General features: G+C 68.5%; 18 protein-coding genes. 15 read left to right on the top strand and 3 right to left on the bottom strand.

Annotated elements, in window-relative coordinates; genetic code table 11:
- The first annotated feature begins 43 nt into the window (after positions 1 to 43).
- The 9 genes from AC5Y5O_RS05265 (at position 44) to AC5Y5O_RS05225 (ending at position 18,907) form a co-directional block, all read left to right on the top strand.
- The gene (locus AC5Y5O_RS05265) at positions 44 to 802 is read left to right on the top strand and encodes a thioesterase II family protein (RefSeq protein WP_096289156.1); all 759 of its coding nucleotides are present in this window, start codon (positions 44 to 46) and stop codon (positions 800 to 802) included.
- Entirely contained in the window at positions 795 to 2,114 is a 1,320-nt protein-coding gene (locus AC5Y5O_RS05260) for a beta-ketoacyl [acyl carrier protein] synthase domain-containing protein (RefSeq protein ID WP_096289154.1), read from the top strand. Before AC5Y5O_RS05265 ends, AC5Y5O_RS05260 begins: the two co-directional genes overlap by 8 nt.
- Positions 2,114 to 5,167 carry a mycobactin polyketide synthase MbtD gene (gene mbtD, locus AC5Y5O_RS05255; protein WP_500024070.1) on the top strand — a complete coding sequence of 1,018 codons (3,054 nt, stop codon included), beginning with the start codon at positions 2,114 to 2,116 and terminating at the stop codon, positions 5,165 to 5,167. Before AC5Y5O_RS05260 ends, mbtD begins: the two co-directional genes overlap by 1 nt.
- Position 5,168: 1 nt before the next feature.
- On the top strand, positions 5,169 to 11,747 hold the full coding sequence (locus AC5Y5O_RS05250; protein ID WP_500024068.1) for an amino acid adenylation domain-containing protein: 6,579 nt from the start codon (positions 5,169 to 5,171) through the stop codon (positions 11,745 to 11,747).
- Entirely contained in the window at positions 11,744 to 16,138 is a 4,395-nt protein-coding gene (locus AC5Y5O_RS05245) for an amino acid adenylation domain-containing protein (RefSeq protein ID WP_500024066.1), read from the top strand. The genes AC5Y5O_RS05250 and AC5Y5O_RS05245 overlap by 4 nt, the downstream gene beginning before the upstream one ends.
- A complete protein-coding gene (gene mbtG / locus AC5Y5O_RS05240) occupies positions 16,135 to 17,427 on the top strand; it encodes an NADPH-dependent L-lysine N(6)-monooxygenase MbtG (RefSeq protein WP_096289148.1) in 1,293 nt (430 codons plus the stop codon). The genes AC5Y5O_RS05245 and mbtG overlap by 4 nt, the downstream gene beginning before the upstream one ends.
- A complete protein-coding gene (locus AC5Y5O_RS05235; protein WP_096289146.1) occupies positions 17,424 to 17,651 on the top strand; it encodes an MbtH family protein in 228 nt (75 codons plus the stop codon). The genes mbtG and AC5Y5O_RS05235 overlap by 4 nt, the downstream gene beginning before the upstream one ends.
- Before the next feature lie 159 nt (positions 17,652 to 17,810).
- Entirely contained in the window at positions 17,811 to 18,326 is a 516-nt protein-coding gene (locus AC5Y5O_RS05230) for an MTB12 family secreted protein (RefSeq protein ID WP_096289144.1), read from the top strand.
- Between the two features lie 47 nt (positions 18,327 to 18,373).
- Positions 18,374 to 18,907, top strand: a complete 534-nt coding sequence (locus AC5Y5O_RS05225) for an MTB12 family secreted protein (protein WP_480212828.1) — start codon at positions 18,374 to 18,376, stop codon at positions 18,905 to 18,907.
- Here the strand turns inward: AC5Y5O_RS05225 and AC5Y5O_RS05220 are convergent.
- The 3 genes from AC5Y5O_RS05220 to AC5Y5O_RS05210 all read right to left on the bottom strand — a co-directional run bounded on the left by AC5Y5O_RS05220 (position 18,904) and on the right by AC5Y5O_RS05210 (position 20,782).
- Positions 18,904 to 19,764 carry a sigma-70 family RNA polymerase sigma factor gene (locus tag AC5Y5O_RS05220; RefSeq protein ID WP_243394123.1) on the bottom strand — a complete coding sequence of 287 codons (861 nt, stop codon included), beginning with the start codon at positions 19,762 to 19,764 and terminating at the stop codon, positions 18,904 to 18,906. The two genes, AC5Y5O_RS05225 and AC5Y5O_RS05220, sit on opposite strands and share 4 nt — an antisense overlap.
- On the bottom strand, positions 19,761 to 20,357 hold the full coding sequence (locus AC5Y5O_RS05215; RefSeq protein ID WP_096289140.1) for a carboxymuconolactone decarboxylase family protein: 597 nt from the start codon (positions 20,355 to 20,357) through the stop codon (positions 19,761 to 19,763). Before AC5Y5O_RS05215 ends, AC5Y5O_RS05220 begins: the two co-directional genes overlap by 4 nt.
- 83 nt (positions 20,358 to 20,440) lie before the next feature.
- Positions 20,441 to 20,782: a type II toxin-antitoxin system VapB family antitoxin gene (locus AC5Y5O_RS05210; protein ID WP_096289138.1), complete on the bottom strand. Its 342-nt coding sequence runs from the start codon at positions 20,780 to 20,782 to the stop codon at positions 20,441 to 20,443.
- 166 nt (positions 20,783 to 20,948) lie between these two features.
- On the opposite strand from AC5Y5O_RS05210, the gene hrcA reads away from it, so the two are divergent.
- From hrcA to AC5Y5O_RS05180, 6 genes are all read left to right on the top strand, one after another.
- Complete coding sequence (gene hrcA / locus AC5Y5O_RS05205) at positions 20,949 to 21,980, top strand: heat-inducible transcriptional repressor HrcA (RefSeq protein ID WP_096289136.1); 1,032 nt, start codon at positions 20,949 to 20,951, stop codon at positions 21,978 to 21,980.
- A gap of 67 nt (positions 21,981 to 22,047) precedes the next feature.
- Positions 22,048 to 23,190, top strand: a complete 1,143-nt coding sequence (dnaJ, locus tag AC5Y5O_RS05200) for a molecular chaperone DnaJ (protein WP_342928085.1) — start codon at positions 22,048 to 22,050, stop codon at positions 23,188 to 23,190.
- Between the two features lie 23 nt (positions 23,191 to 23,213).
- The gene (locus AC5Y5O_RS05195; protein WP_096289132.1) at positions 23,214 to 24,029 is read left to right on the top strand and encodes a 16S rRNA (uracil(1498)-N(3))-methyltransferase; all 816 of its coding nucleotides are present in this window, start codon (positions 23,214 to 23,216) and stop codon (positions 24,027 to 24,029) included.
- Between the two features lie 55 nt (positions 24,030 to 24,084).
- Entirely contained in the window at positions 24,085 to 25,143 is a 1,059-nt protein-coding gene (locus AC5Y5O_RS05190; RefSeq protein ID WP_096289130.1) for a PhoH family protein, read from the top strand.
- 18 nt (positions 25,144 to 25,161) lie between these two features.
- Positions 25,162 to 25,695 (top strand): rRNA maturation RNase YbeY, encoded by a 534-nt coding sequence (gene ybeY / locus AC5Y5O_RS05185; protein WP_096289128.1) that lies wholly within the window; start codon positions 25,162 to 25,164, stop codon positions 25,693 to 25,695.
- A 74-nt stretch (positions 25,696 to 25,769) separates the two neighbouring features.
- Complete coding sequence (locus AC5Y5O_RS05180) at positions 25,770 to 26,960, top strand: hypothetical protein (protein WP_500024139.1); 1,191 nt, start codon at positions 25,770 to 25,772, stop codon at positions 26,958 to 26,960.
- Positions 26,961 to 26,965 lie beyond the last annotated feature (5 nt).

Raw genomic sequence — 26,965 nt, 5'->3', positions numbered from 1 at the left:
GCCGGCGCTCTGAGCCACAGCGCCCAGGCATCCGGTGAGCACCATGACATTCCGTGACCTGATCAGCATGCCATCCACCTTTCCGTCCTGGATCAAGCTGGTTCCCGGGCGCACGTCGGCTGACGGCGCCACCGTGGTGTTTCCACACGCCGGCGCGGCCGCCGCGAGCTACCGGCTGCTGGCCGCCGCACTGGCTGCCGGCGGCGACATCTACATCGTCCAGTACCCACAGCGCGCCGACCGGCTCGCCGAACCTGCCCACGAGACCGTGCACGACCTCGCCCTCGGGCTCTTCGAGGCCGGGCCTTGGCGCCGCGTCGCACCGTTGCGGTTGTTCGGGCACAGCATGGGCGCCGTGGTGGCGTTCGAGTTCGCCCGGGTGGCCGAAGAGCGCGATGTCGCCGTGCGGAAGCTCTGGGCTTCCGCGGGCCCGCCGCCGTGTGTCGTCGCCGACATGCCCGAACTGCCGACCAGCGACGACGGCGTGCTCGCCGAGCTCGCCGACCTCGGCGGTACCGATCCCGAACTGCTGGCCGACGAGGAATTCTCCGAACTGCTCACCACCGCGATGCGCGCCGACTATCAAGCCTTCAATCGCTACGACCCCAGTCCCGATATCCGCATCGGCACCGACATCCACGTCCTGGGCGGCCGCGACGATCACCGCATCGCGATCGACGTGCTGCGCCAGTGGGAACGGCATACCGCCGGGTCCTTCGAGCTGTCGTTGTATGACGGCGGCCATTTCTACGTCTACGACCATGTCGATGCGATCGCCGCACAGGTGAACGCCGATGTCTGACCACGGAGTCCAAGCCACCGAGATCGATCCGGTGGTGATCGTCGGGATGGCCGTCGAAGCACCCGGCGGTATCGACACCGCCGACAGCTACTGGGACCTATTGGCGCACGGCCGTGAGGCCTTGGGCCGGTTTCCGACCGACCGCGGCTGGTCGGTCGCCGAACTGCTCGCCGGGTCGCGCCGCAGCGGATTCAAACAGATCCACGACCGCGGTGGATTCCTCGGCGGGGCAGCAACATTCGATCCAGAGTTCTTCGGGATCTCGCCCCGCGAAGCGATCGCGATGGACCCACAGCAGCGGGTGACGCTGCGGGTGTCCTGGCGCGCGCTGGAGAACAGCGGCATCAATCCCGACGACCTGGCCGGCCACGATGTGGGCTGCTTTGTCGGCGCGTCCATGACCGGGTATGGGCCCGAAATGGCCGAGTTCTCCCGGCACAGTGGCCATCTGCTCGCCGGAACCGCGCTGAGCGTCATCTCGGGGCGGGTGGCGTACACGCTCGGGCTGACCGGCCCGGCGCTCACCCTCGACTCCTCGTGCGCGTCGGCGCTGGTGGCCTTCCACGTCGCGGTGCGCGCTCTGCGCGACGGCGATTGCGACTTGGCGCTGGCCGGTGGCGTCAACGTATTGGGCTCGCCCGGTTTCTTCGTCGAATTCTCCAAGCAACACGCCCTCTCCGACGACGGCTACTGCCGCCCGTACAGCGCGCAGGCCAGCGGAACGGTCTGGGCCGAGGGAGCGGCAATGTTTGTGTTGCAACGCAAATCGGCGGCGCTGAGGGCCGGCCGGCAGATCATCGCCGAAGTCCGCGCCACCGCGGTCAACCAGGACGGTCGCAGTGCCGGTCTGTCCGCCCCCAGCGAGGAGGCTCAGGTCCGGCTGTTCCGCCGCGCGATCACCCAAGCCGAAATCCAGCCCGGCGAAGTGGGCATGATCGAGGGGCATGGCACCGGTACCCGGCTCGGCGATCGCACCGAACTGCGTTCGCTGGCAAAGACTTACGGGAACACCGAACCCGGCGCCGGGGCACTGCTGGGTTCGGTCAAGTCCAACCTGGGTCACTCGTTGGCCGCTGCCGGTGCGCTCGGGTTGGCTAAGGTTCTGGTTTCGGCCGAGCACGGCGCGGTACCGGCCACTCTGCACGCCGACCAGGCAAGTCCTGAAATCGATTGGGATGCACAAGGGTTACGCCTGGCGCAGACCCTGACTCCGTGGCCGGCGGTTGCCGGACAACGCACGGCCGTGGCGTCGGCCTTCGGGATCGCGGGTACCAACGCGCATCTGATCGTTTCGATGCCAGAGGTGGCATAGTGCTCGATCACATGTTGCCCGACGGCCGTGTCCCGGTGCTGCTCACCTCGCACGACAAAGAGCTGATTCGCCGGGATGCCGCTGCGATCCTGGACTACCTGGACCGCAGCGGCAACGCCGCAGCGGATTTGGCGGCGTCGGTCGCGTCGACCCTGTTGCGGCTGCGGCGGCTGCGACGTCACCGCGCGGTGGTGCGGGCAGCCGACCGGGCCGAGCTCGTCGACGGCTTGTCGGCGCTGGCCCTCGACGACGAGCACCCCCTGACCAGCTGGTCGTCGAAGAGCTCGGCGCCGCGCATCGCTTTCGTGTTTCCGGGGCAGGGCAACCAATGGCAGGCGATGGGAGCCGACGCCTACCGGGTGCTGCCGGCCTATCGGGAGACCGCGGACGAGTGCGGGCGGGCGTTCGTCGCGGCCGGGTTGCCCTCGCCGCTGCCTTACCTGTTCGGGGAGCAGGAGCAGCACTGGTCGCGCACGCAGATCCAGGGCGCGCAGTTCGCGCACGCGGTCAGCCTGGCCGCGGTATGGCGAAACCACGGGGTGGTTGCGGAGGTCACCATCGGGCACAGTCTCGGTGAGGTGGCGGCGGCGTATGTGGCAGCGACGATCACCTTGCCGGACGCGGTCCGATTGGTCGGCGCGCGCGCGAGCGTCGTCGACCGGCTGACCGGCCGGTACGCGATGGCGGTGCTGGGCGTCGGCCTCGAAGAGGCGGAGTCCGTGCTGGCCGATGCGCCCGGCTGGCTGGAAGTGTCCGCGGTCAACGGCCCGTCATCGACCGTGGTCTCCGGTGAGCACGACGCGGTGGCCGCGGCGGTGCGACTGGCGGGGCGTCGCGGCATCTTCAATCATCAACTGTCCGTGGACTATCCGGGTCACACCAGCGCACTGCGGCCGTTGCGGACTCCGTTGATCGAGTCGATGCCCGATTCGGGCTTCCGGCGCGGCGAGGCGCGGTTCGTCGGCTCCACGTTCGGCAGCGAGGTGGACGACGACATCGACTTCTCCGAGTATTGGTACGAGAACCTCTGTGGCACAGTGCGATTCGACCGGGCCGTGCGACATGCGCAGAAGCTGGGCGTCGACACATTCGTGGAACTGTCCGCACACCCGTCGCTGCTCTATCCGCTCGCCGATATCGTCGACGAGGAGTCGGCGGTGGTCGTCGGGTCGGGGCATCGCGACAAACCCATCGTCGAGGCCCTTTCGGCGAACATCGCCGCCGTCGCGACCGCCGACCCCGGCAGCCCGTGGGCCAAAACCATCCCGGGCGGTATCCGGCCGCCGCTGCCGAGGTTCCCGAACGCGCCGATGCGGGCGGTGCACCTGTGGGCGACGCCGGAGCCGCTGACCGACCCGGTCGCGGTGCCCGCGCTGACCGCTGCCGTCGAGGATTGGCAGCAGGTGACGTCGACGACGGGTACAACCGGTTGCAGCATCGGGTTTTTCGGCGAGGCCGCTGCGGGCGCGTTGACGCGGCAACTGATCGACGCCGTCGCCACGCACGACGGCTGCCGGGCGGTGCCGCTCGGTGAGGCCGAAATCGTCGTGGTGATCGCCCCGGAACTCGACCGGCTGGATGCGCTCGCCGCGATCGAGCAGATCGCCGGACGATCCGACGCGGGCCTACCCGACTACGCCGCGATCACCGGCCCACGTTGCCGGGCCGTGTGGTTGCTGACCGTCGGTGCCGAGCAGGTCGAGCGAGAGGATCCGAATGTCTCGCCCGCACAGGCCGCCCTGGCGGCGATGCACCGCAGCGTCGGGTTCGAATTCCCGGACCAGATCTTCGGGCACCTGGACCTGCCCAGCCGCGATGTCGACGCCGCAACCGCGCTCGCGGTCGTCGAGGCGCTGATCGGCGAAGGGGCCGAGATCGCGGTGCGGGGGACCGAACCGCCCCGACGCTATGCTCGGACGTTCCGGGAGTGCCGAGACTCGGCAATCAGCCGGCCATTGGACGGCGCCGCCCTGGACAACGTGGTGATCACCGGTGGCAGCGGAGCGATCGGCCTGCGGTACGCGCGGTACTGCATCGAACACGGGGCGCGCACGGTTACCTTGTTGAGCCGCAACGGCGTTGACCCCGACACGTTGGCACGGCTCGCCGACAACCATGACGCGGTGGTGCAGGCCCCGCGCTGTGACATCACCGACCGTGTCGCGCTGTCCGCCGCCGCGCTCGAATACGCCGGCGCTGGTGCGTCGTTGCTGATACACACCGCCGGCATCGCCAAAGCGGTGGTGCGCGAGGATCTCACCGGCACGGATGTGGCCGAGGTATGTGAGGCGAAGGTTCGCGGATTGGCGCTGCTGGCCGAGGTTTGGCCGAGCAGGCCCGGCTGCCGGATTCTGGCCTGCTCGTCGGTGTTTGGCGTGTGGGGCGGCTACCACCATGCGGCGTATGCGGCGTCCAACCGGATGCTCGACGTGCTGGCCGCCCAGTTGCGGGCCGGGGGCCGGGACTGCACGGCGATTCGATGGGGACTATGGCAGGCCGCCGGTGTGGTGGCGGCCAACGAGATCACCCGCACCGAACGCTCGGGATTGATCGCCATGGACCCCGAATTGGCGATCGAAGCCAGCCTGTACCGTTACGACGGCGATCCACTGATTTTCGACGCGGACTTCGACCGGCTCGCGGTCTTCTTCGAAAGCCAGGGAATGCCAATGCCGTTCAGCGGCTCGCTCGGCGAGAGCTCTGAGCATGACAACGGCTCGGCTGTCAAACCGGTCGCCGACGTGGTGCGCGCCGAGCTGGCCGCGACATTGCACTTGGGTGATTCGTCGTCGATTGACTCGAGTGCCTCGCTGATCGACCTGGGTGTGGATTCGCTGCTCGCGCTGGATCTGCGCAAGCGGCTGCGCCGGACGGTGGGGAACTCGGTTCCGGTGGCCCGGATGCTCGGCGGCATCACCGTCCACGAATTGATCGATGCGTTGGGCGCCGGCTCGACCGGCGGGCCCAAAGCTGCGCCGACGTTGGGTGGCGGCGCCGCTGCGATCGGGGCGCACCATTCGACGCTCGCGATGCTAGAAAGGTTGGACACCTAGCGTGACTGAAATTAATGCCAGCGCCCGGCTCGACGAAAAGCGCTTGGAGTTGTTGCGCCGCAAGCTCGCTGAGCGCGGCCTGACCCGGCCCGATGCCGAGGCGCCGGTGGCGACCGTCGACGAGCCGCGCATGTCCGGTGGCCAGCACCGGATGTGGTTCGTACAGTCGGTCGACCCCGACAGCGCGCTGCTCAACGTCTGTGTCTCGTACCGGGTCAGTGGCACGGTCGACGTAGCGCGGCTGGGGGACGCCATCAATGCCGTGGCCGCGCGGCATCAAGTGCTGCACACGACCTACGAGACCGACGCCGACGGCTTTCCATATCCGGTGGTCCGCGAAGACCTTCGGCCGGATTGGGCCGAGCACGATCTGTCGGATCTGCCCGATCAGTCGCGGCGGTTGCGGCTGGACGTGCTGGCACAGCGGGACTTCTGCCGTCCCTTCGACCTGGCCAAGGATTCGCCGCTGCGGGTCACCGTGGCGCGCTTGTCGGCCGACGAGCTGATGCTGCTGTTCACCGCCCACCACATCGCGTGGGACGACGGGTCATGGGCGCCGTTCTTCGCCGATCTGACGCACGCCTACACCGACCCGGACGGATTCGCCGCCGCGCCGGCGGTGCCGACGCCCGCGGTCGAGGCGGCCTTCGCCGACGCCGCGAGAAATGACCAGGACGCGGACTACTGGCGTCCCCTGATCACGAACCTGCCGGAGCCACTTGAGCTTCCGGGGCCCAACGGTTCGGTGGTGCCCAGCACCTGGCGTGCGCAGCGCGCGACGACGCGGTTGCCGGCCGACCTGGTCGATCGGGTTGCGGAATTGGCCCGACAAACCGGCGCCACCCCGTACATGGTGTTGATGTCGGCCTTCGCGGCACTGGTCCAGCGCTACACGCAGTCGAGCGATTTTCTGGTCGCCGTCCCGGTGCTCAATCGCGGCGTCGGGACCGAGGATGCCATTGGCTACTACGGCAACACCGTGGTGATTCGGCTCCAACCGCACTCCCGTCAGACATTCCGCGAACTGCTTGCCCAGACGCGCGACAGCGCGGTGGGCGCCTTCGCACATTCACGCGCCGACCTCGATTGGCTGGTGCGCGAATCCAATCCCGATCGCCGCCACGGCGCCGACCGGATGACCCGGGTGAGCTTCGGACAGCGAGACGCCGACGGCGCCGGCTTCTGCCCGCCGGGGGTGCGGTGCGCGCGCGCCGAGTTGCGCGGTCACTTCAACCAGCTGCCACTGAGTTTCATGGTGGAGCTGCAGCGATCGGGCAACGGCGGCGGGCTCATCGAGGCCGAATACCTCGTGGAGGTGCTCGATCGCCCGTTGGTCGAACAGCTGTTGCGGCACTACGTCGTCCTGCTGGACAGCGCGCTGAGCAACCCCGACGCGACGCTGTCGGCATGCGCGCTGATGAGCGGCGAAGACGCCGAATGGCTGCGCCGAGTGTCGACGGGCGAAGAGTTCACCACTGCGGCGGCCACGTTGCCGGAGTTGGTCAGTCGGCGCGCGAGTTCGGCGCCCGACGCCATCGCGGTCGGCTACGAGGGCCGCGACTACAGCTACCGGGAGATCGACGAAGAGTCCAACCGGGTGGCGCACTGGCTCATCGACCAAGGGATCGGCACCGAGGACCGGGTCGCGCTGCTGCTGGACAAGTCGCCCGAACTCGTCATCACCGCGCTGGGCATCCTCAAAGCGGGTGGGGTCTACCTGCCGGTGGATCCCACCTACCCGCAGGATCGCATCACGTTCATCCTTGGTGATGCGGACGCCAAACTGGTGCTGCGCGAACCGGTTACCGGTCTGTCGAACTACCCGGTGAGCGCGCCCGAGCTGATTCGGCCACTGAGCCCGCACAACACGGCCTACCTGATCTACACCTCCGGCTCGACCGGGCTGCCCAAGGGTGTTCCGGTTCCACACGCGCCGATCGCCGAGTACTTCGTCTGGTTCGGCGACGAATACCAGGTCGACGCAACGGAATCGCTGTTGCAGGTCGCCTCGCCCAGCTTCGACGTGTCGATGGGCGAGATCTTCGGCACGCTGATCATGGGCGCACGGCTGGTCATTCCGAGGCCCGACGGGTTGCGCGACATCGGCTACCTGACCGAACTGCTGCGCCGCGAAGGCATCACCTCGATGCACTTCGTGCCTTCACTGCTCGGGCTGTTTCTCTCGCTGCCCGGCGTCAACCGATGGCGCACCCTGCGGCGGGTGCCGATCGGCGGCGAGGCCCTGCCGGGCGAGATCGCCGACAAGTTCCATGCCACCTTCGATGCGCTGCTGTACAACTTCTACGGACCGACCGAGACGGTCGTCAACTGCACCAGCTACCCCGTGCAGGGCACCCAAGGCACCCGCATCGTGCCGATCGGACGGCCGAAGATCAACACGCAGGTGTATCTGCTCGATGATGCGCTGCAGCCGGTCCCGGTCGGCGTGATCGGCGAAATCTACATCGCCGGAACACATGTCGCTCACGGATATCACCGTAGGCCGGCACTGACGGCCGAACGCTTCGTCGCCGACCCGAACACTGCGGGCGGGCGGATGTACCGCTCCGGTGACCTGGCCCGCCGCAACGCCGACGGAGACATCGAATTCGTCGGCCGCGCGGACGAGCAGGTGAAGATCCGCGGCTTCCGCATCGAGCTCGGTGAAATCGCCGCCGCCATCTCGGTGGACCCCAGCGTCGGGCAAGCGGTGGTGCTCGCCGTGGATCTGCCCCGATTGGGCAAGAGCCTGGTCGGCTATGTGACCCCGGCGCCGGACTGTGGCACCGAATCCGTTGACGTCGAACGTATCCGGGCCCGGGTGGCCGCCGCTCTGCCGGACTATATGACGCCGGCCGGCTACCTGGTGCTCGACGAGATCCCGATCACCGCACACGGCAAGATCGACCGCGTCGCGCTGCCGCAACCGGAGATCGCCGCCGCCGCCGAATATCGCGACCCGACGACGCCCACCGAACGCCGCATCGCCGCGCTGTTCGCCACGCTGCTCGGCCACGACCGAGTGGGTGTCGACGACTCGTTCTTCGATTTGGGCGGCCACTCGCTGGTGGCCACCAGACTGGTCACCGCGATCCGCTCGGATTGCGGTGTGGAGCTCGGTATCCGCGATGTCTTCGAGCTGGGGACGGTGGGCCGGCTGGCCGAGCGGGTCGACCAACTCGGGTCCGGCGAGCTCGTCGAGACCCGACCCAAGCTGATCGCGACCGCGCACGACGAACCGTTGCCGCTGTCGGCGTCGCAGCTGCGCAGCTGGTTCGCCTACCGTATCGACGGGCCCAGCTGGGTCAACAACATTCCGTTCGCCGCGAAACTGAGCGGTCCGTGGGATATCGAGGCGCTGATCGCCGCTATCGGCGACGTCGTCGCCCGTCACGAAATCCTGCGCACCAGCTACGTCGAAATCGACGGCGTGCCTTACCAAGTGGTCAATCCGGCCGGTGATGTGGCGATCCGCCGCGCGTCCTTCGATGGTGCCGAGCAGGACAGCGAGGCCTGGCTGCAAAAACAGCTGGACCAAGAGCGCCAGCACTGCTTCGAGCTCGACGCCGAACGGCCGATTCGGATTGCGTTGCTGCGCAACGGCATCCAGGACGAATATGTGATGTCGTTCGTGGTCCACCACATCGCCTCCGACCACTGGTCGGCGGGCGTGCTGTTCACCGATGTGCTCACCGCGTACCGGGCCCGCCGGACCGGGGAGGCTCCGTCCTGGGCACCGCTTCCGGTGCAGTATGCCGACTACGCGGCATGGCAGAGCACGTTCCTGGGTGACTCCGGCGGCCAGGAGTCCGCCATCGCCGCCGAGCAGCGCGAGTACTGGACCCGCCAGTTGGCCGGGATGCCCGAGGACACCGGGTTGCGGCCGGACTTCGCTCGCCAGCCGGTGCCCAGCGGGGCGGGTGAATCCGTCGCCTTCCGCATCGACTCGGCCACCCGCGCCAAGCTCGCCGAGGTGTGCCGCGAGTTGGGCATCACCGAATTCATGCTGCTGCAAACGGCCGTCGCCGTGGTGCTGCACAAGGCCGGTGGCGGCGTGGACATTCCGTTGGGCACCCCGGTCGCCGGGCGTACCGAGGCCGAATTAGACCAGCTGATCGGTTTTTTCGTCAACATCCTGGTGCTGCGCAACGACCTGGACGGCAACCCGACGCTGCGTGCGGCGCTGACCCGGGCGCGCGAGACGGCGCTGGCCGCCTACGCCCACCAGGATCTGCCCTTCGACCGGGTGGTCGACAGCGTGAGCCCGGTGCGCTCGCTGTCGCGCAACCCGCTGTTCCAGGTCGTCGTGCACGTGCGCGATCACCTGCCGGCCACCCGGGTCATCGAGTCGGGACCCGCCACCGGTGACGGCGGGGACACGGTGTGCACCTCGCTGGACCCGATCTTCGACATGGCGCACGCCGACCTCAGCGTCAACTTCCTGGGCACCGACGGTGGTGACGGCGCCGGATACGACTGCGACGTCATCTACCGCACCGAGCTGTACAGCCGGTCGACGATCGAGCGACTGGCCGGCTGGCTGGCCCGGATCATCACCGAGTTCGCCGAGAACGTCGACCAAACCCTGCGCGACGTTGCGGTGATCGACGACGACGAGCAGCACCGCATCCTCGACGAGTGGAGCCGCGGTGCCCCGCCGCCACCCGACCGGCCCCGTACCATTCCGGAGCTGCTCGCTCCCAGCCGCAATTGGGGGTCCGACCGGATCGCGGTGCGCTGTGGCAGCGAGCAGCTCGATTATCCCGCGCTGCACCGCCGTTCGGACAACCTGGCGGCGCTGCTCGCCGAACATGGCGTGGCACCGGGCTCGCTGGTCGGGCTCTCGACACGGCGGGGCATCGACATGGTGGTGGCGCTGGTGGCCATCATGAAGGCCGGTGCCGGATACTTCCCGATCGATCCCGGCTATCCGTTGGCACGCAAGCAATTCATGCTCGACGACGTGGTGCCGCCGGTGGTACTGGCGACGGCCGAGGCTGTGGCCAGCACGCCAGAAGTGCCTGGGGTAGAGGTCATTTCGCTGGACGATCCGCAGGTGCGCACGGTGGTGGAGAACGGCACGGCTCGTCTGGACCTACCGGTGCCGCATCCTGACGACCCGATGTATTTGGTGTTCACGTCCGGCTCGACCGGCAAGCCGAAGGGTGCGGTGGGCACGCATCGATCGATGTCGGCGCGGCTGGATTGGCAGTTGCGGCATTACCCGCCCTGCGCCAACGACATTCGGTTGGCTCAGGCCTCGATCACCTTCCTCGAGGGCGGCATGGAGATGCTGGCCGGCCTGGCGGCCGGGGCGACGATGATTCTCGCCGACGACGCCGAGCACCGGGACGCCGAAGCACTGGCGGCGCTGATGGATCGGCACTCGGTGGCGCAGGTGACCGCGGTGCCCAGCCTGGTCCGGGCGCTGGTGGACATCCGGCCCGATGTGGTGCGGTCCCTGTCGAGGCTGGTGTGCGGTGGCGAGCCGGTGAGCACGTCGCTGCTGCAGCGCCTGGTGGCCGCGTGTGCGGGCAATACGGGCATCCAGCTGTTGAACAACATCGGCTCCACCGAGACCTCCGGTGCGGTGTCGCGCGGGCCGCTCAATTCGCCGAATCCGCTGGTGGGCAAGCCGGTCCCGGGTAGTGATGCCTACCTCCTCGACAACGGCCTGCGCCCGGTGCCGGTCGGTGTGGTCGGCGAACTGTATTACGCCGGTGACCAGCTGGCCCGTGGCTATTGGAAGCGGCCCGGGCTGACCGCGACGCGGTTCATTGCCAATCCCTATGCGGCCGAACCCGGTTCGCGGCTGTACCGAAGCGGCGACCTGGCCCGGTGGACCGAGGACGGCCAGCTGGAGTTCGCCGGCCGGGCCGACCATCAGGTTCACGTGCGCGGTTTCCGGGTCGAGCTGGCCGAGGTCGAATCCGCATTGGCGGCCGCCGAAGGCGTCGCCGCGGCGGCGGCCCGTACCTGGGAGGTGCACGGAGGTCTCTCGCTGGCCGGATACGTGGTGCCGCAACGGCCGATCGTCGACGATGCCGGGAAGGCCGGCTTCGCGGCCGCGGTGCGCGCCGCGATCGCGATGACGCTGCCCGGCTACATGATGCCCTCGTCGCTGACCGTGCTGGACGCGATGCCGAAGACCGACTCGGGCAAGCTGAACCGGCCCGGGCTGCCGAAGCCGGCGGTCAGCACCGGCGGCCGGATCGAACCGTCGCGCACCGACACCGAACGGGCGCTGGCCAAGGTATTCGCCGAACTGCTCGCCACGCCGGAGGTCGGCCGCTCCGACGACTTCTTCGCCCTCGGCGGCGACAGCATCCTGTCGGTTCAGCTGTCCTCGCGGGCCCGCGCGGCCGGCCTGGCGGTCAGCCCGCGCATGGTTTTCGAGCATCCGACCGTGGCGCAGTTGGCCGCCGCCCTGGACGCTGTGGGCGAAGGCGAGGCCGGCACCGGCCAGGCCGATGCGCCGGCCGATGCCCGCTTCGAGCCGATGGCCGCGTCCGGACTGTCGGCCGACGACCTGGCCGCCGTGTCGCAGCTGTGGGCGTCGTCGCGCGACGGGACGTCATGACCGCGACCAAAACCGATGTCGCACCCGACATCGAGGACGTGATGGCGTTGAGTCCCCTGCAAGAGGGCCTGTATTCGCTGAGCGCGCTCACCGAGTTCGTCGAAGGCGACGCGGCCGACGACCCCTACATGATCGGCATGGCCGCGGACATCACCGGCGTACTCGACGTGGAGCTGTTACGCGACTGTGCGACAAAGATGTTGGCCCGGCACCCGAACCTGCGGGCCAGTTTTTTCAGTCGGGGCATTGCGCGCCCGGTGCAGATCGTGCCGTCCCGAGTCGAGTTGCCGTGGCGACGTGTCACGGCCACACCCGGCGAACTACCGGCGCTGGAGGTCGGCGAACGTCGGCGCCCGTTCGATTTGGAACGCGGGCCGGCCATCCGTTTCCTATTGATCGAATTGCCTGGGCCACAATGGCGGTTGGTGATCACCGCCCACCACATCGTGATCGACGGATGGTCGTTGCCGGTGTTCGTCAACGAGATGATGATCCTGTACGCGGCCGGGGGAGATCCCGCGGCGCTGCCCGTCGCGCCGCGGCCGTACCGGGACTACATCGGGTGGCTTGCGAGCCGCGATCCGCAGGCCAGCCAACAAGTTTGGCGCCAACACCTGGCCGGGCTTTCCGGCCCCACCCTGCTGGCCGCCGCGCTCGGCTCCGCCGAGGCGGCCGAGGGCCAGTCGGCGGGCCTGCCGCGCACCACCGAACTGCGGCTGGCGCCCGACGTCGCCGAGCGGCTCGTCGAGGGCGCCCGGTCGCGCGGCATCACCGTCAACACCCTGATGCAAATGGCGTGGGCCCTGGTTTTGTCGCGGCTGACCGACACCCACGACGTGGTCTTCGGCGTCACGGTCTCCGGCCGGCCGGCCGAGCTTGCCGGCGTCGAGACGATGATCGGCCTGTTCATCAACACCGTGCCAATGCGGGTACAAGTCGACCCGGCCGCCGGCGTGGGCGACCAATGCCGCGCCGTGCAACGCGATGCCGCACTGCTGCGCGAACACGGCTATCTCGGGCACGCACAGCTGCGCGCGCTGGGCGGGGTGGGCGAGATGTTCGACACCCTGCTGGTTTACGAGAATTTCCCGATGGACGGGCTGGTCGCCGGCGGTGAATTGACCGCGGGCAGTGCGACATTCCGGCCATCCGCGCTGGAGAGCTTGTCACACTTCCCGATCGCGATCGCCGCCCACATGGCGGGCCGCGAATTGGTGGTGCTGGTCGAGGTGTTGGACGGCGCGCTGGGTGTCACCTCCGCCGAGCGGCTCGGCCGACGGGTGATGGCCACCGCCGAGCGACTGCTGCAGGGCTGGGATCGGCCGTTGCGTGAGGTCAGCGTGCTCTTCGACGACGAGGCCGTCGCGGCCGCCGGCGCAGCGGCTCCGCCCGCGGCCGGCATCCACACCCGGTTCGCCGCGATCGCGGCGACACTGCCCGATCACGTCGCGGTCAGCTGGGCGGGCGGCACGCTGAGCTATCGCGAGCTCGACGGTCGCGCCAACGGGCTGGCCGCCCGGCTCGCCGAGCGCGGGGTGAGGTCCGAAACACCAGTGGCCATAAGGCTTTTCCGCGGCCCGGAGTACATCATCGCGATGCTCGCGGTACTCAAGGCCGGCGGGATGTGCGTGCCGATGGAGCCGGGGCTGCCGCCCGAGCGGGTGGAGTCGATTTTGCGCCAAACCGGGGCGTCGATCGTCGTCGACGAAGACCTGATGCGGACCGGCGAGGCCCGCGACTTCCGGGCCGTCGAGGTAACCCCCGGGCAGGCCGCGTACGTCGTCTTCACCTCGGGGACGACGGGAGAACCCAAGGGCGTCATCGGAACTCACGCGGCCGTCGGCGCGTACGCCGACGATCATCTGGACAGCGTGTTGCGGCCCGCGGCCGCCCGGCTGGGCCGCCCGTTGCGGATCGCACACGCGTGGTCGTTCGCGTTCGATGCGGCGTGGCAGCCCCTGGTCGCGCTGCTCGACGGCCACGGCGTGCACGTCGTCGACGAGCGGACCCAGACCGACGCCGAGGCTCTGGTCGCCGCGATCGCCGAGCACGGCGTCGACATGATCGACACCACGCCGTCGATGTTCGCCCAACTCACCGCTTGCGGATTGCTGACGACGGTTCCGCTGGCGGTACTGGCGCTGGGCGGGGAAGCGCTGGGTAAGTCCGCGTGGACCCTGATCCGCAGCGAGTGTGCACGAACCCGGTTGCGCGCGTACAACTGTTACGGCCCGACCGAGACCACGGTCGAGGCGGTGGTGGCCGCGATCGCCGAGTATGACGAGCCGTCGATCGGACGGCCGACGCACCACACCCGCGGGTACGTGCTCGACTCCGGGCTGCGCCCGGTGCCCGTCGGGGCGACCGGCGAGCTCTACCTGGCCGGCGCGCAGTTGGCCCGCGGCTATCTGGGCCGCCCGGGAGAGACCAGCCACCGCTTCATTGCCGATCCATTCGTCGCCGGCGAGCGGATGTACCGCACCGGCGACGTGGTGCGCCGGGGCATCGACGGCTCGCTGCAGTACGTGGGGCGCGCCGACGCGCAGGTGAAGATCCGCGGCTATCGGGTCGAGCCGGGTGAGATCGCCGCCGCACTCGAGTCGCACCCCGCGGTCCGGCACGCCGGTGTTCTGGTGCGGCGCCTGCAGACCGGAGCGCGGCTGACCGCCTACGTGGTGAGCTCGGACGGGCACACACCGCCGACCGCGCAGTTGCGCGCCATGCTCGCTACCCGGTTGCCGCGCTACATGATTCCGCAACGCATCATCGGGGTCGACGAAATCCCGTTGACCGCAAACGGCAAACTCGACGAAACCGCGCTGAGCGCATTCGATGCGGCCGACGCCGCGAGCACCGCCTGGGCCGAACCCGAAACGCCGACGGAAACCGCACTGGCAGAAGTGCTTTCGGAGCTGCTGCAGCTACCTCGGGTCGACGTCACCGCGGACTTCTTGCAGCTGGGCCTGGACAGCATCATGGCGTTGTCGGTGGTGCAGGCGGCGCGGGCGCGCGGTCTGGCGTTGCGAGCCAGGCTGATCCTCGACTGCGTCAACATCCGGGAATTATCGGAGGCCATCGATTCCGAGAGTTACGCTGCCGCAAGCGATATCGACGAATCGGCCGGGCCGATGCCGGTGCTGGCCAACGGCCGCTGGCTCTACGAATACGGCGAACCCCGCCGGCTGGCGCAGACCGAAGCCATCCGGCTGCCCGCCGACGTCAGCCCCGAACACCTGGCTGCCGCGCTGGCCCGCATCTTCGCCGGGCACGAAGTGCTGCGCACGCGACTGGACCGCGACACGATGACTCTGGTTCCGACCGGGGCAACCGCGACCCTTGTCGACGAGGTGGCCGTGTCCGGCGATCTGCCGGCCGCCGTCCCCGGGCACGTCGCGGCGGCCGTCGAACGTCTCGATCCCGAGCGCGGAGTGCTGCTGGCCGGGGTCTGGCTTCGCCCCCCGACCGGACCGAGCGTTCTGCTGCTGGCCGCCCACGTGTTGGCAATGGATCCGGCGTCGTGGCGGGTCGTTCTCGGCGAATTGGACACCGCGCTGCGGGCTTTGGCCACCGGGCACTCGCCCGCGCCGATCCGGGAGCACACCAGTTACCGGCGCTGGGCCGAGGCGCTAACCCAGCGCGCCGAGAAGTTGGACACCACGCGATTCTGGGCGGCGCAGCTCGAAGGGGACGATCCCCATCTCGGTGCCCGACGGGTGGATCCGAATCGCGACCGGGCCGGCGATCTGATCGTCCGGATGGTCGCCGCCGATGCGGACACCACCCACCGGCTGCTGGATTCCGGGCTGCCGCTGCCGCATCTATTGGTGGCCGCCACCGCGGCGATGGTGACACGCTGGCGCCAGCAGCGAAACCAGGCCACGCCGCCGCCGCTGCTGGCACTGGAAACCCACGGCCGCGCAGACAGTTTGGTGGACGACACCACCGACACCGGCGACACGATCGGACTGCTCAGTTCGATCTATCCGGTGCGGGTGTCCTCGGCCGACCCGCGGCAGGTCGGGAAGCAGTTGGCGGCCATCCCGGGCGACGGACTCGATTACGGCCTGCTGCGCTACCTGCGCAAAGACACCGCTGCACAGCTGGCCCCGCTGCCCGGCCCGCAGGTGCTGCTGAACTACCTGGGCGCGGCCCACACCGGCGGCGGCACCGTGGTCAAGCTGGAGCGCGAACTGCTGGCCGGGGTGTCGCCGCAGCCGGAGCCGGATGTGGCGGTGCGCCACGAACTCACGATTATGGCCACCGTGCTGCCGTTCGATTCCCAGCGTGTTCTGGCCGCGCAGTGGCGCGCGCTGCCCGGCATTCTCGATGACGCGGATATCTCTGCGTTGCAACAACTTTGGATTGAATCACTGCGGGAGGTGGTGAAATGAGCACCCTGGCGATCCTCGGCGCCGGCGCCAAGGCGGTGGCGGTGGCCGCCAAGGCCAAGGCATTGCGCGACATGGGCCCCGATATCCAAGACGTTCCCGACGTGATCGCCGTCGAACGCACCGGAGTCGGAGCGAACTGGCAGGCGAGCGGCGGCTGGACCGACGGGGCACACCGGCTCGGAACCAGCCCGGAAAAAGATGTCGGCTTTCCGTATCGGTCGGCGTTGGTGCCGCGCCGCAACGGCGAGCTCGACGAGCTGATGACCCGGTACAGCTGGCAGTCCTATCTGATCGCGACCGCGTCGTTCGCCGAGTGGATCGACCGCGGCAGACCCGCTCCGCCGCATCGCAAATGGAGCCAATACCTGGGCTGGGTCGCCGACCAGGTCGGCATGCACGTGGTGCACGGCGAGGTCGACGGGCTCGGCATCGCGGGCGACCGCTGGGCGCTGCACACCCGCGAGACCACCGTGCACGCGGACGCGTTGATGATCACCGGCCCGGGTCAGGCCGAGAAGTCGCTGCTGCCCGGCAACCCGCGCATGATGTCGATCGCGCAGTTCTGGGATCGCGCCGCCGGACACGACCGCATCAACGCCGAGCGGGTCGCGGTGATCGGCGGTGGTGAGACGGCCGCCTCGATGCTCAACGAGCTTTTCCGGCACCGGGTTTCGACGATCACGGTCATCTCGCCGCAGGTGACGTTGTTCACCCGGGGCGAAAGCTTCTTTGAGAACTCGTTGTTCTCCGACCCCACCGACTGGACCGCCCTGACGCTGGATGAGCGCCGCGACGCGCTGGCCCGCACCGACCGCGGTGTCTTCTCGGCGAATGTGCAGGAAGCGCTGCTGGCCGACGACCGCATCCACCACCTGCGCGGCCGGGTCGCCCACGCGGTGGGCCGCGACGGGCAGATCCGGCTGACGCTGTCCACCAACCGGTTCAGCGAGAACCTGGAGACGGTGCACGGATTCGATCTCGTCATCGACGGCTCGGGCGCGGACGCGCTCTGGTTCACCTCACTGTTCAGCCAGGACGCGCTCGATCTGCTCGAGCTGGGTCTGGGTGGACCGCTGGCGTCCGATCGCCTGCAGGAGGGGATCGGCTACGACCTGTCGGTCAGCGACGTCGCCCCGAAGCTGTTTCTGCCTAACCTTTCCGGCCTCACCCAGGGGCCCGGTTTCCCGAACCTGAGCTGTCTGGGCCTGTTGTCGGACCGGGTTTTGGGGTCCTGGGTCGGTCCGGCGGCTGGTCTGTCCCGATTCCCGACGATGGTGGAGAAGCGATGAGTACTAACCCGTTCGACGACGACAACGGCACCTTCTTCGTGCTGGTCAACGATGAACAACAGCACAGCCTGTGGCCGGTGTTCAGCGACGTCCCAACGGGCTGGCGGGTGGTCTTCGGCGAAGCGACCCGCGCCGAATGCCTGGACTATGTCGAACAAAACTGGCCCGACATCCGTCCGAAGAGCCTGCGTGACTCCCTCTCCGCGAGCCGTTCGGCGGGTTAGCCGGCGAACCCAAATTCTGGGCTGCTACACAGGTTGCGCACAGATTAGTCCGTGCGATCCCGCGTAGCATCTGTCACAAGGTGCACAACCACACCATCTACACCAGGTGGGGGGTGTGGGTGACATTCCGTCACGTCGCTGCACGTCGAAGGGGGAATCATGAAATCTCTGAAAGCTATCGTCACGGGTGTGGCAGCCCTGGGCGCCGTCGGCGCCGCCGCCATCGGCGTCACCTCGGTCGCATCCATTCCAGCGGTTAGCGCGGTCCAGCTGGCCGCCTTCGGCGCCCCGTTGCCGCAGGACCCACCGCCGTTGCCGGCTCCCGCCGTCGACGTTCCGACCGCCGACCAGCTGACCGGACTGCTCAACACCCTCGCCGACCCCAGCGTGTCGTTCACGAACAAGGGCAACCTGGTCGAAGGCGGCGTCAGCGGGACCGTGGCGCACATCGCGGACAAGAAGCTGCAGAAGGCGGCCAAGAACGGCGACTTGCCGTTGTCGTTCACCATCACCAACATTGCGCCGGCCGCCGCGGGATCGGTTACGGCGGACGTCGCGGTTTCCGGCCCCAAGCTGACGAACCCGGTGATGCAGAACGTCACGTTCGTCAACCAGGGCAGCTGGATGTTGTCGCGCTCGTCGGCGATGGAGCTGCTGCAAGCCGCCGGGCAGTGAGTAGCATCCGTCAGGTTGGCCTGGACCGGGCCTCTAAAGGGGGAAATGTGAAATCCATAGCTATGAGCGCGGCTGCGCTGGCCGTCATCGGCGGCGCGGCCGTCGGCATCGCTGCTGTGGCAGCGCCCATGACTGAGGTGCAGTTGGCCGCGGTGGGTGCGCCGTTGGCGCCACTGCCCCAGGAACCCCCGCCTCCTCCCGCGCCTGCGCCGGTGGTGCCGGGCCAGCAGCTGCCGACGGCCGAGCAGTTGACCAACCTGTGCATCCAGGCCACCGATCCTGGCGTGGGCTACTCCGTGAAGGTCGGTCTGGTCGAAAACGGCATCGCGCCCGACGAGGGCCACGTTGCCGACCACGACCTGCGTAAGGCCTACCGGAACGGCAACTTCCCGGAGACCTTCACCGTGACGAACATCGTCCCGGCCGGACCGAACATGGCCGCCGCCCAGGTGGCCATCGCGGGTCCGAAGTTCGCCGGGCCGGTCAACAAGCAACTGGTGTTCGTCCAGCAGGGTGGCAACTGGGTGCTACAACACGACGCCGCACTGGCGTTGTTGCAGGCTGCGACCGCCGTCAACTAGTCGGGCACGGCTTTCGCGACGCGCTCCGGGTCGGCCAGCACGTCGATGGCGGCGACCAGGCCGTCGCGGACCACGAAAGCCATGATCGCGGTGGGCCGGCCGGTCACGAACACGACCGCGCCGGCCGCACCGTTGACGGTGGCCGCACGGACCTCGCGCTCGGGGGATGCGTAGCCGCGGGCCAGCCGGGCCACCGATGACGCTCCCTCGGCGCGGAAAAGCCCTGCGCCGGAACCGAAGTCACCCCGCAGCACGACGTCGGGATGCAGCACCGACACCAGCCGGGCGAAGTCACCGGAGCGCCCGGCCGCGAAGAAGGCGTCGACGGCCTCGCGCTGCGCGGTGATGCCGACGTCGGGAAGCGGGTCCGCGTCCCGGATTCGACGGCGTGCGCGGCTCGCCAGCTTGCGGGTCGCCTCCGGGGTGCGCTCGACGATGGGTGCGATCTGCTCGAACGGGACGGTGAAGACGTCGTGCAGGACGAACGCCAACCGCTCCGCCGGCGCCAGGGTGTCCAGCACGACGAACAACGCCAGCCCTACCGCGTCGGCCAGCATCGCGCGATGTTCGGGGTCGAACTCGCCTTGGGGGTCCACGATCGGATCGGGCAGCCGGGCGAGGAGTTCCTCGCGATGCCGACCGTGGCGGTCGCGCAAGGTGTTCAAGCAGATGCGGGCCACCACGGTGGTCAGCCACGCGTCCAGATTGGCGATGTCCTCGGCGGAGCTGCGGTTCAGCCGTAACCAGGCTTCCTGCACGGCGTCCTGCGCATCGTCGATCGAACCCAGCATCCGGTAGGCGATGGCGCCAAGCTGTGGCCGGGCCGCCTCGAAACGTGCCGCCAGTGCAGCCGTCACGCGCGGCCGGATTCGGGCAGGGCGCACACCCGGTTGCCGGAGAAGCCGGACGAGCCGATGCCGAGCGCGACATTGAACCGGGCACGCAGATTGCCCAGATTGATGACGTGGGTCAGGGCGACCAGCTGCGGGGTGTCGAAGTGGGCGCGCAACGCGTCGAACAGCTCGTCGGTCACCTCGACCGGGGTCCGGCTCATCGCGGTGGCGTACTCCAGGATCAGCTTGTCGACGTCGTCGAAGCACGCGGCGTCGCGGTAATCGGCCATGCCCACCAGTTCGTCGTCGGTGATGCCCCACCGGCGGGCGATCTGCGAACCGAGGTCGATGCAGTACTCGCAGCGCACCGTCGTCGCCGCCTTCAGCTCGGCCAGTGCGCGGTGGCGCGGGCACAGGATGTCCAGCTTCGATTCGGCCATTTCCAGCTTGCCGATGGCGCTGAGCAACGCGGGGATGTGGGCATACATCCGCAGCGGCTCGAGCATGCCGGCCGTTTCCAGGCCGGCCATCCGCCCGAGCTTGCGCCTGGTGAAGAAGAAGGCGATCTTGGCGCCCAGGCTGGCGTCGTGGTCCGAGACTCCCTGAAGCCGGGACATGGCGAACCTCCCGAATAGTCCTAGTGCGGACCCGTTTTGGGCCTCATTAGGTCGACACCCGGCGACGCACGAACGTGACCGGGCTAGTGCCCGAACGTGGAACCCGATCCCTGGGTCTGCTGGCTCAGCGGCACATCCATGTCGTATACCCGGGCATGGAACACGGTGCGATTCCGCAGCGCGGCTTGGACCGCGCGATGCAGGCCGTCCTCGAGGTAGATGATGCCTTTCCACCGCACCGCGTGCGGGAACAGATCGCCGTAAAAGGTGGAGTCTTCGGAGAGCAGCCGGTCCAGCGCCAGGACCGTCGTCGTGGTCACCAATTCGTCGAGCCGGATCTGCTGCGGGGGTATCTGGGACCAGTCCCGGTAGGAGAGCCCGTGTTCCGGGTAGGGCTTGCCTTCTCGTACGCCCTTGAAAATCATTGGTAGATCTTCTCCGATGCGTCGTCGAGGCCCTAGAAAAACCTGCGGATACCTGCTGAACAGGCTAGCCGCAAAGTTGCCGGACGTGCGCGGCAGATGCTCGCGCAGCGAGGTCAGCGCGTCGTATGAGACCGTAAAATGGACGCGATCAAGGAGGTAGCAACCGATGGGCAGTGCTGACGAGCGTCGCTTCGAGGTACTGCGCGCCATCGTCGCCGACTTCGTCGCGACCAAGGAGCCCATCGGATCGAAGTCGCTCGTCGAGCGCCACAATCTCGGCGTGTCCAGCGCCACCATCCGCAACGATATGGCGGTGCTGGAGGCCGAGGGCTACATCACCCAGCCGCACACCAGTTCCGGGCGGGTGCCCACCGAGAAGGGCTATCGCGAGTTCGTCGACCGGATCGATGACGTCAAGCCGTTGTCGTCGGCGGAGCGAAAGGCGATCCAGAGCTTCCTGGAATCCGGCGTCGACCTGGACGACGTATTGCGCCGGGCGGTGCGGCTGTTGGCTCAGCTGACCCGTCAGGTGGCCGTGGTGCAGTACCCGACGCTGTCGACGTCGACGGTTCGGCATCTGGAAGTGATCGCGTTGACCCCGGCCCGGCTGTTGATGGTGGTCATCACCGAATCCGGCCGGGTGGATCAGCGCATCGTCGAGCTCGGCGACGTCATCGACGACCATCAGCTCTCGCAGCTGCGCGAGATCCTGGGCCAGGCGCTGGAAGGCAAGAAGCTCTCCGCGGCCTCGGTCGCGGTGGCAGACCTGGCACAGCAGCTGGGTGGCGCCGGCGGCCTGGGCGACGCGATCGGCCGGTCGGCGACGGTGTTGCTGGAGTCGCTGGTGGAGCACACCGAAGAGCGCCTGCTGATGGGCGGCACCGCGAACCTGACCCGCAACTCGGCGGATTTCGGCGGTTCGTTGCGCTCCATCCTGGAGGCACTCGAGGAGCAGGTGGTGGTGCTGCGGTTGCTGGCGGCTCAGCAGGAGGCGGGCAAGGTGACGGTGCGCATCGGCCACGAGACCGCGGTCGAGCAGATGGCGGGCACTTCGATGGTGTCGACCGCGTACGGCACCATGGACACCGTGTACGGCGGGATGGGTGTGCTGGGGCCCACCCGAATGGACTATCCGGGAACTATCGCCAGCGTGGCCGCGGTTGCTCTTTATATTGGCGAAGTCCTGGGTGCTCGATGATCGCGCACCATCAGGTTTGTGGACACACGTGGTAAATCGGCCTTAAAAAGGCCCAGAAAGGTCAGGCGTGGCACGCGACTATTACGGGCTGCTGGGCGTGAGCAAAAACGCCGGCGACGCGGAGATTAAACGCGCATACCGAAAGCTGGCGCGCGAACTGCATCCGGACGTCAACCCTGACGAGGCTGCGCAGGCCAAGTTCAAGGAGATCAGCGCCGCCTACGAAGTGCTGAGCGATCCCGAGAAACGCCGGATCGTCGACCTCGGCGGCGATCCGCTGGAGAACGCTGCCGCCGGCGGCGGGTTCGGCGGGTTCGGCGGCCTGGGTGATGTGTTCGAGGCGTTCTTCGGCGGCGGCTTCAGCGGGGGCGGGACGTCGCGCGGTCCGATCGGCCGGGTCCGGCCTGGCTCGGACTCGCTGCTGCGGATGCGGCTGGACCTCGAGGAGTGCGCGACCGGCGTGACCAAACAGGTCACCGTCGACACCGCGGTGCTGTGCGACCGCTGCCAGGGCAAGGGCACCAACGGCGACTCCGCGCCGATCCCCTGCGACACCTGCGGTGGCCGCGGCGAGGTGCAATCGGTGCAGCGCTCGCTGCTGGGTCAGATGGTGACGGCGCGACCGTGCCCCACCTGTCGCGGCGTCGGCGTGGTCATCCCCGACCCGTGCCATCAGTGCATGGGCGACGGCCGGGTGCGGGCCCGCCGCGAGATCAGCGTCAAGATTCCCGCCGGTGTCGGCGACGGCATGCGGGTCAGGCTCGCCGCCCAGGGTGAGGTCGGGCCCGGGGGAGGGCCGGCCGGCGACCTCTACGTCGAGGTGCACGAGCAGACCCACGACATCTTCGTCCGTGACGGCGACGACCTGCACTGCACGGTTTCGGTGCCGATGGTCGACGCCGCGCTCGGCGCCACCCTCAGCGTCAACGCCATCCTCGATGGCACCAGCGAGATCACCATTCCGCCTGGCACACAACCGGGTTCGGTCATCACGCTGCGCGGCCACGGGATGCCGCAGCTGCGCTCGGCGACCCGGGGCGATCTGCACGTCCACGTCGAGGTGGTGGTTCCCACCCGGCTCGACGGCCACGACAGCGAACTGTTGCGCGAGCTGAAGAACCGCCGCAGCCGCGACGTGCCCGAGGTTCGCTCGACGCACGCCGGCGGTGGGCTGTTCAGCCGGCTGCGCGAGACCTTCACCGGGCGCTAGCCAGATCTGAGGGGTCCCCGCAGATGGTGGCTAGAATTTCTCAGCTGTTCTACGTCGAAGCACTGCCCGACACCGGTGGGGTGGCCGTCGTCGACGGGGACGAGGGATTCCACGCCGCGACGGTGCGCCGGATCCGGTCCGGCGAGGAATTGGTGCTCGGCGACGGCGCCGGAAGCCTGGCCCGCTGCGTGGTCGACCAATCGGGGCGCGACGGCTTACGGGCCCGGGTGCTGGACCGCTGGACCGTCGACCCCGGCAAGCCGCCGGTGACGGTGGTGCAGGCGCTGCCCAAATCCGAGCGTTCGGAGTTGGCGATCGAATTGGCCACCGAGGCCGGCGCGGATGCGTTCCTGGCCTGGCAGGCGGCCCGCTGCGTGGCCAGCTGGCAGGGCGCCCGCGTCGAGAAGGGGCTGCGCCGCTGGCGTGCGGTAGCCCGGTCGGCGGCCCGGCAATCGCGACGGGCCTACATCCCACCGGTCGACGGGGTGTTGTCGACGGCGGCACTGGTCCAGCGGATTCGCGACGAGGTGGCCGCCGGCGCGGCCGTCGCGGTACTGCACGAGTCGGCGACCGATGGCATCGCGGACGTCGCGGTGGCGGGGGCGAACTCGCTGTTCGTGGTGGTCGGTCCCGAAGGAGGTATCGCGCCGGATGAGCTCGCGTTGCTGACCGGCGCCGGCGCCGTCGCGATACGGCTGGGCCCGCAGGTGCTGCGGACTTCGACGGCCGCCGCGGTGGCCCTGGGCGCACTCGGCGTGCTCACCGCGCGATGGGAGCAAACCGCCGAGGTCGAGTCGGCGGAGCCGCTCGGAGCTGACCAGACGGAGCCCTCGGCGTAGACTGAGACATCCGATCAAACCCTGACGAGCCGAGAAGGCAGGCACCGGAAACCACGTGACGCCACGCGAGACCAACGCTGCTGACGCAGCTAGGGCCCTGCAGGCCGACGCTCAGGTTCGCAGCAGCATCGACATCCCTCCTGATCTCGTCGTGGGCTTGCTGGGTTCGTCGGACGAGAATCTGCGCGCCCTCGAACGCATCCTGGCCGCCGACCTGCATGTTCGCGGCAACGCCGTCACCATCTCGGGTGAACCGGCCGACGTCGCGCTGGCCGAGCGCGCCCTCTCCGAGCTGATCGCGATCGTGGCCGGCGGCCAATCGCTGACCCCGGAGGTGGTGCGCCACAGTGTCGCGATGCTGGTCGGCACCGGCGACGCGTCACCCGCCGAGGTGCTCACCCTCGACATCCTGGCGCGCCGCGGCAAGACCATCCGGCCCAAGACGCTGAACCAGAAGCGGTATGTCGACGCCATCGATGCCCACACGATCGTGTTCGGGGTCGGCCCGGCCGGTACCGGCAAGACCTACCTGGCCATGGCCAAGGCGGTCCACGCGCTGCAGTCGAAGCAGGTCAGCCGGATCATATTGACCCGGCCCGCGGTGGAAGCCGGTGAGCGTCTGGGTTTTTTGCCGGGCACGCTGAGCGAGAAGATCGATCCGTACCTGCGACCGTTGTATGACGCGCTGTACGACATGATGGACCCCGAGCTGATTCCGAAGCTGATGTCGGCCGGGGTCATCGAGGTGGCGCCGCTGGCCTACATGCGTGGACGGACGCTCAACTCCGCGTTCATCGTTCTGGACGAGGCGCAGAACACCACCGCCGAACAGATGAAGATGTTCCTCACGCGGCTTGGCTTCGGGTCCAAGATCGTCGTGACCGGGGACATGACCCAGGTCGACCTGCCGGGCGGCGCCCGGTCCGGCCTGCGGTCGGCCGTCGACATCCTCGATGATGTCGACGACATCTACATCGCCGAGCTGACCAGCGTGGATGTGGTGCGTCATCGGCTCGTTTCGGAGATCGTCGACGCCTACGCCAGGTTTGAGGAACCCGACTCGGGCATGAATCGGGCGGCTCGGCGGGCATCCGGAACCCGAAATCGCCGATGATGGTTCGGTGAGCAGGCCATGACGATCGAAGTGTCCAACGAGTCCGGCATCGACATCTCCGAAGCGGAGTTGGTCAGCGTCGCGCGCTTCGTCATCGCCAAAATGGATGTCAATCCGGGCGCTGAACTGTCGATGGTGCTGCTGGACACCGCGGCGATGGCCGACCTGCACATGCGCTGGATGGACCTGCCCGGCCCGACCGACGTGATGAGTTTCCCGATGGACGAGCTCGAGCCTGGTGGCCGTCCGGACGCGCCCGAGCCGGGGCCGTCGATGCTGGGCGACATCGTGCTGTGCCCGGAATTCGCCGCCGAGCAGGCAGCGGCGGCGGGCCATAGCCTCGGACAAGAGTTGGCGCTGTTGACGATTCACGGCGTGCTGCACCTGCTCGGCTACGACCACGCCGAGCACGACGAAGAGAAGGAGATGTTCGCCCTGCAGGGGCGGCTTCTCGAAGAGTGGGTAGCCGACCAGGTCGAGGCGTACCACTACGACCGGCAGGACGAGCGCGACCGCCGGTTGCTGGACAAGTCAAGGTATTTCGACAATTGAGCCTTTTGAAGCGAGCACTCTGGATCGCGGTTTCGGCCGCGATAGCCTTCGCACCCTCGGTGGTGCTGGTGAGCATGCCCGGCGTGGCGGCGGCGTCGCCGTGCGCCGGCGAGGGGGCAAACCCCGTGTCCTGCCAGCACTGCATGTTCTATGTCGAGGCCTATCACACCGCGAACGTGTGTAACGCCCCGGCGCCGCGGCCGGCCCCGGCACCGACGAGCACCCCGGTGTACATCCCGGAGCCGCCGCCGTTGCCCCTGCCGCCGAGTCCCACGCGTCCGGCGGCGACGCCGGTGCAGACCCCGAAGATCAATCCGCCGGCCCCGGGTGCGCCCCGCAACGTCGGGGTGGTGGCACCGCCGAAGAAGCTGGATGCACCGCCGCAGGCGATCGCGGCGGCCAAGGCCGCACCGGTGGCGCGCCTTAATCCCGCCGACCCGCCGAAACCGCCGACCTCGACGGACTTCAATCAGCAGGTACAGAACGTCATCACCAACCACAGCGAAAACATCGAGCAGATCAGGGCCGACAACAAGGTGCTGGTCCGGCCCCGGCACTGGGACTTCGTCGACTACGACGAGGATCACCGCCCGACCCTGTACAACCCGCTCAGCCAGGCGATGACCTTCCGCTACACCTACGACGGCGCGTCCCGGGACGCGTACCTGCCGGCCGGTGGCCGGATCGTGCTGGATGCCGGCATCGCGGGCCTGGTCCCGTTCACCGCGGTCGGCGAAAGCTATCTGGTCGCGGGCAGCTTCTACGGCGGAGCCTTCGTGCCGCCGCCCAACTCGCAGGGTCCGCCGCCGCCGGAGTACGCCGCGCCGGCGCCCCCGACGCTGTACCAGAACGTCCTGGCCGAAGTCCCCGCCGACAACCAGATCGTGCAGGTCGGCCAGGTGGCGGTGCTGGGTCGCGACGAAAGTCAGCCCGCGGGCAGCCAGGACAGCTTCCTGCTCGACGACACCACCGTGGCCTGGGGCCAGGTGACCGATCCCAGCAGCGGCGTGCAGATCAGGGTCAGCAAGACCCAGTCACTGCCGGGCTTCGGGCCGACCGACAACGGCGACTTCCTGGTGACGCTGGCCGTGCACGGGGACCAGACCCAACCCGCCATGCCCGCTGCGCCGTCCCAACCCTGGTGGCCGTGGGCGGTGCGGTACGGGCTGCTGGTGCTGGCGGTCGTGCTGATCGCCGGTTTGCTCAACCGTCGAGCCAAGAGTGACGAGGCCAAGAAAGAGTCCGCGACCGAGCCAAGGCATTAGCACCG

This window comes from Mycobacterium sp. NGS40 (assembly GCF_059812735.1).
Note: the sequence above shows the minus strand (reverse complement) of the source record. Positions and strands in the feature narration are given on the sequence as shown.

Coding starts and splice junctions, on each gene's coding strand:
- AC5Y5O_RS05265 (WP_096289156.1), top strand. CDS start 44: ATGACATTCCGTGACCTGATCAGCATGCCATCCACCTTTCCGTCCTGG.
- AC5Y5O_RS05260 (WP_096289154.1), top strand. CDS start 795: ATGTCTGACCACGGAGTCCAAGCCACCGAGATCGATCCGGTGGTGATC.
- AC5Y5O_RS05245 (WP_500024066.1), top strand. CDS start 11,744: ATGACCGCGACCAAAACCGATGTCGCACCCGACATCGAGGACGTGATG.
- mbtG (WP_096289148.1), top strand. CDS start 16,135: ATGAGCACCCTGGCGATCCTCGGCGCCGGCGCCAAGGCGGTGGCGGTG.
- AC5Y5O_RS05235 (WP_096289146.1), top strand. CDS start 17,424: ATGAGTACTAACCCGTTCGACGACGACAACGGCACCTTCTTCGTGCTG.
- AC5Y5O_RS05230 (WP_096289144.1), top strand. CDS start 17,811: ATGAAATCTCTGAAAGCTATCGTCACGGGTGTGGCAGCCCTGGGCGCC.
- AC5Y5O_RS05215 (WP_096289140.1), bottom strand. CDS start 20,357: ATGTCCCGGCTTCAGGGAGTCTCGGACCACGACGCCAGCCTGGGCGCC.
- AC5Y5O_RS05210 (WP_096289138.1), bottom strand. CDS start 20,782: ATGATTTTCAAGGGCGTACGAGAAGGCAAGCCCTACCCGGAACACGGG.
- hrcA (WP_096289136.1), top strand. CDS start 20,949: ATGGGCAGTGCTGACGAGCGTCGCTTCGAGGTACTGCGCGCCATCGTC.
- AC5Y5O_RS05195 (WP_096289132.1), top strand. CDS start 23,214: ATGGTGGCTAGAATTTCTCAGCTGTTCTACGTCGAAGCACTGCCCGAC.
- ybeY (WP_096289128.1), top strand. CDS start 25,162: ATGACGATCGAAGTGTCCAACGAGTCCGGCATCGACATCTCCGAAGCG.
- AC5Y5O_RS05180 (WP_500024139.1), top strand. CDS start 25,770: ATGCCCGGCGTGGCGGCGGCGTCGCCGTGCGCCGGCGAGGGGGCAAAC.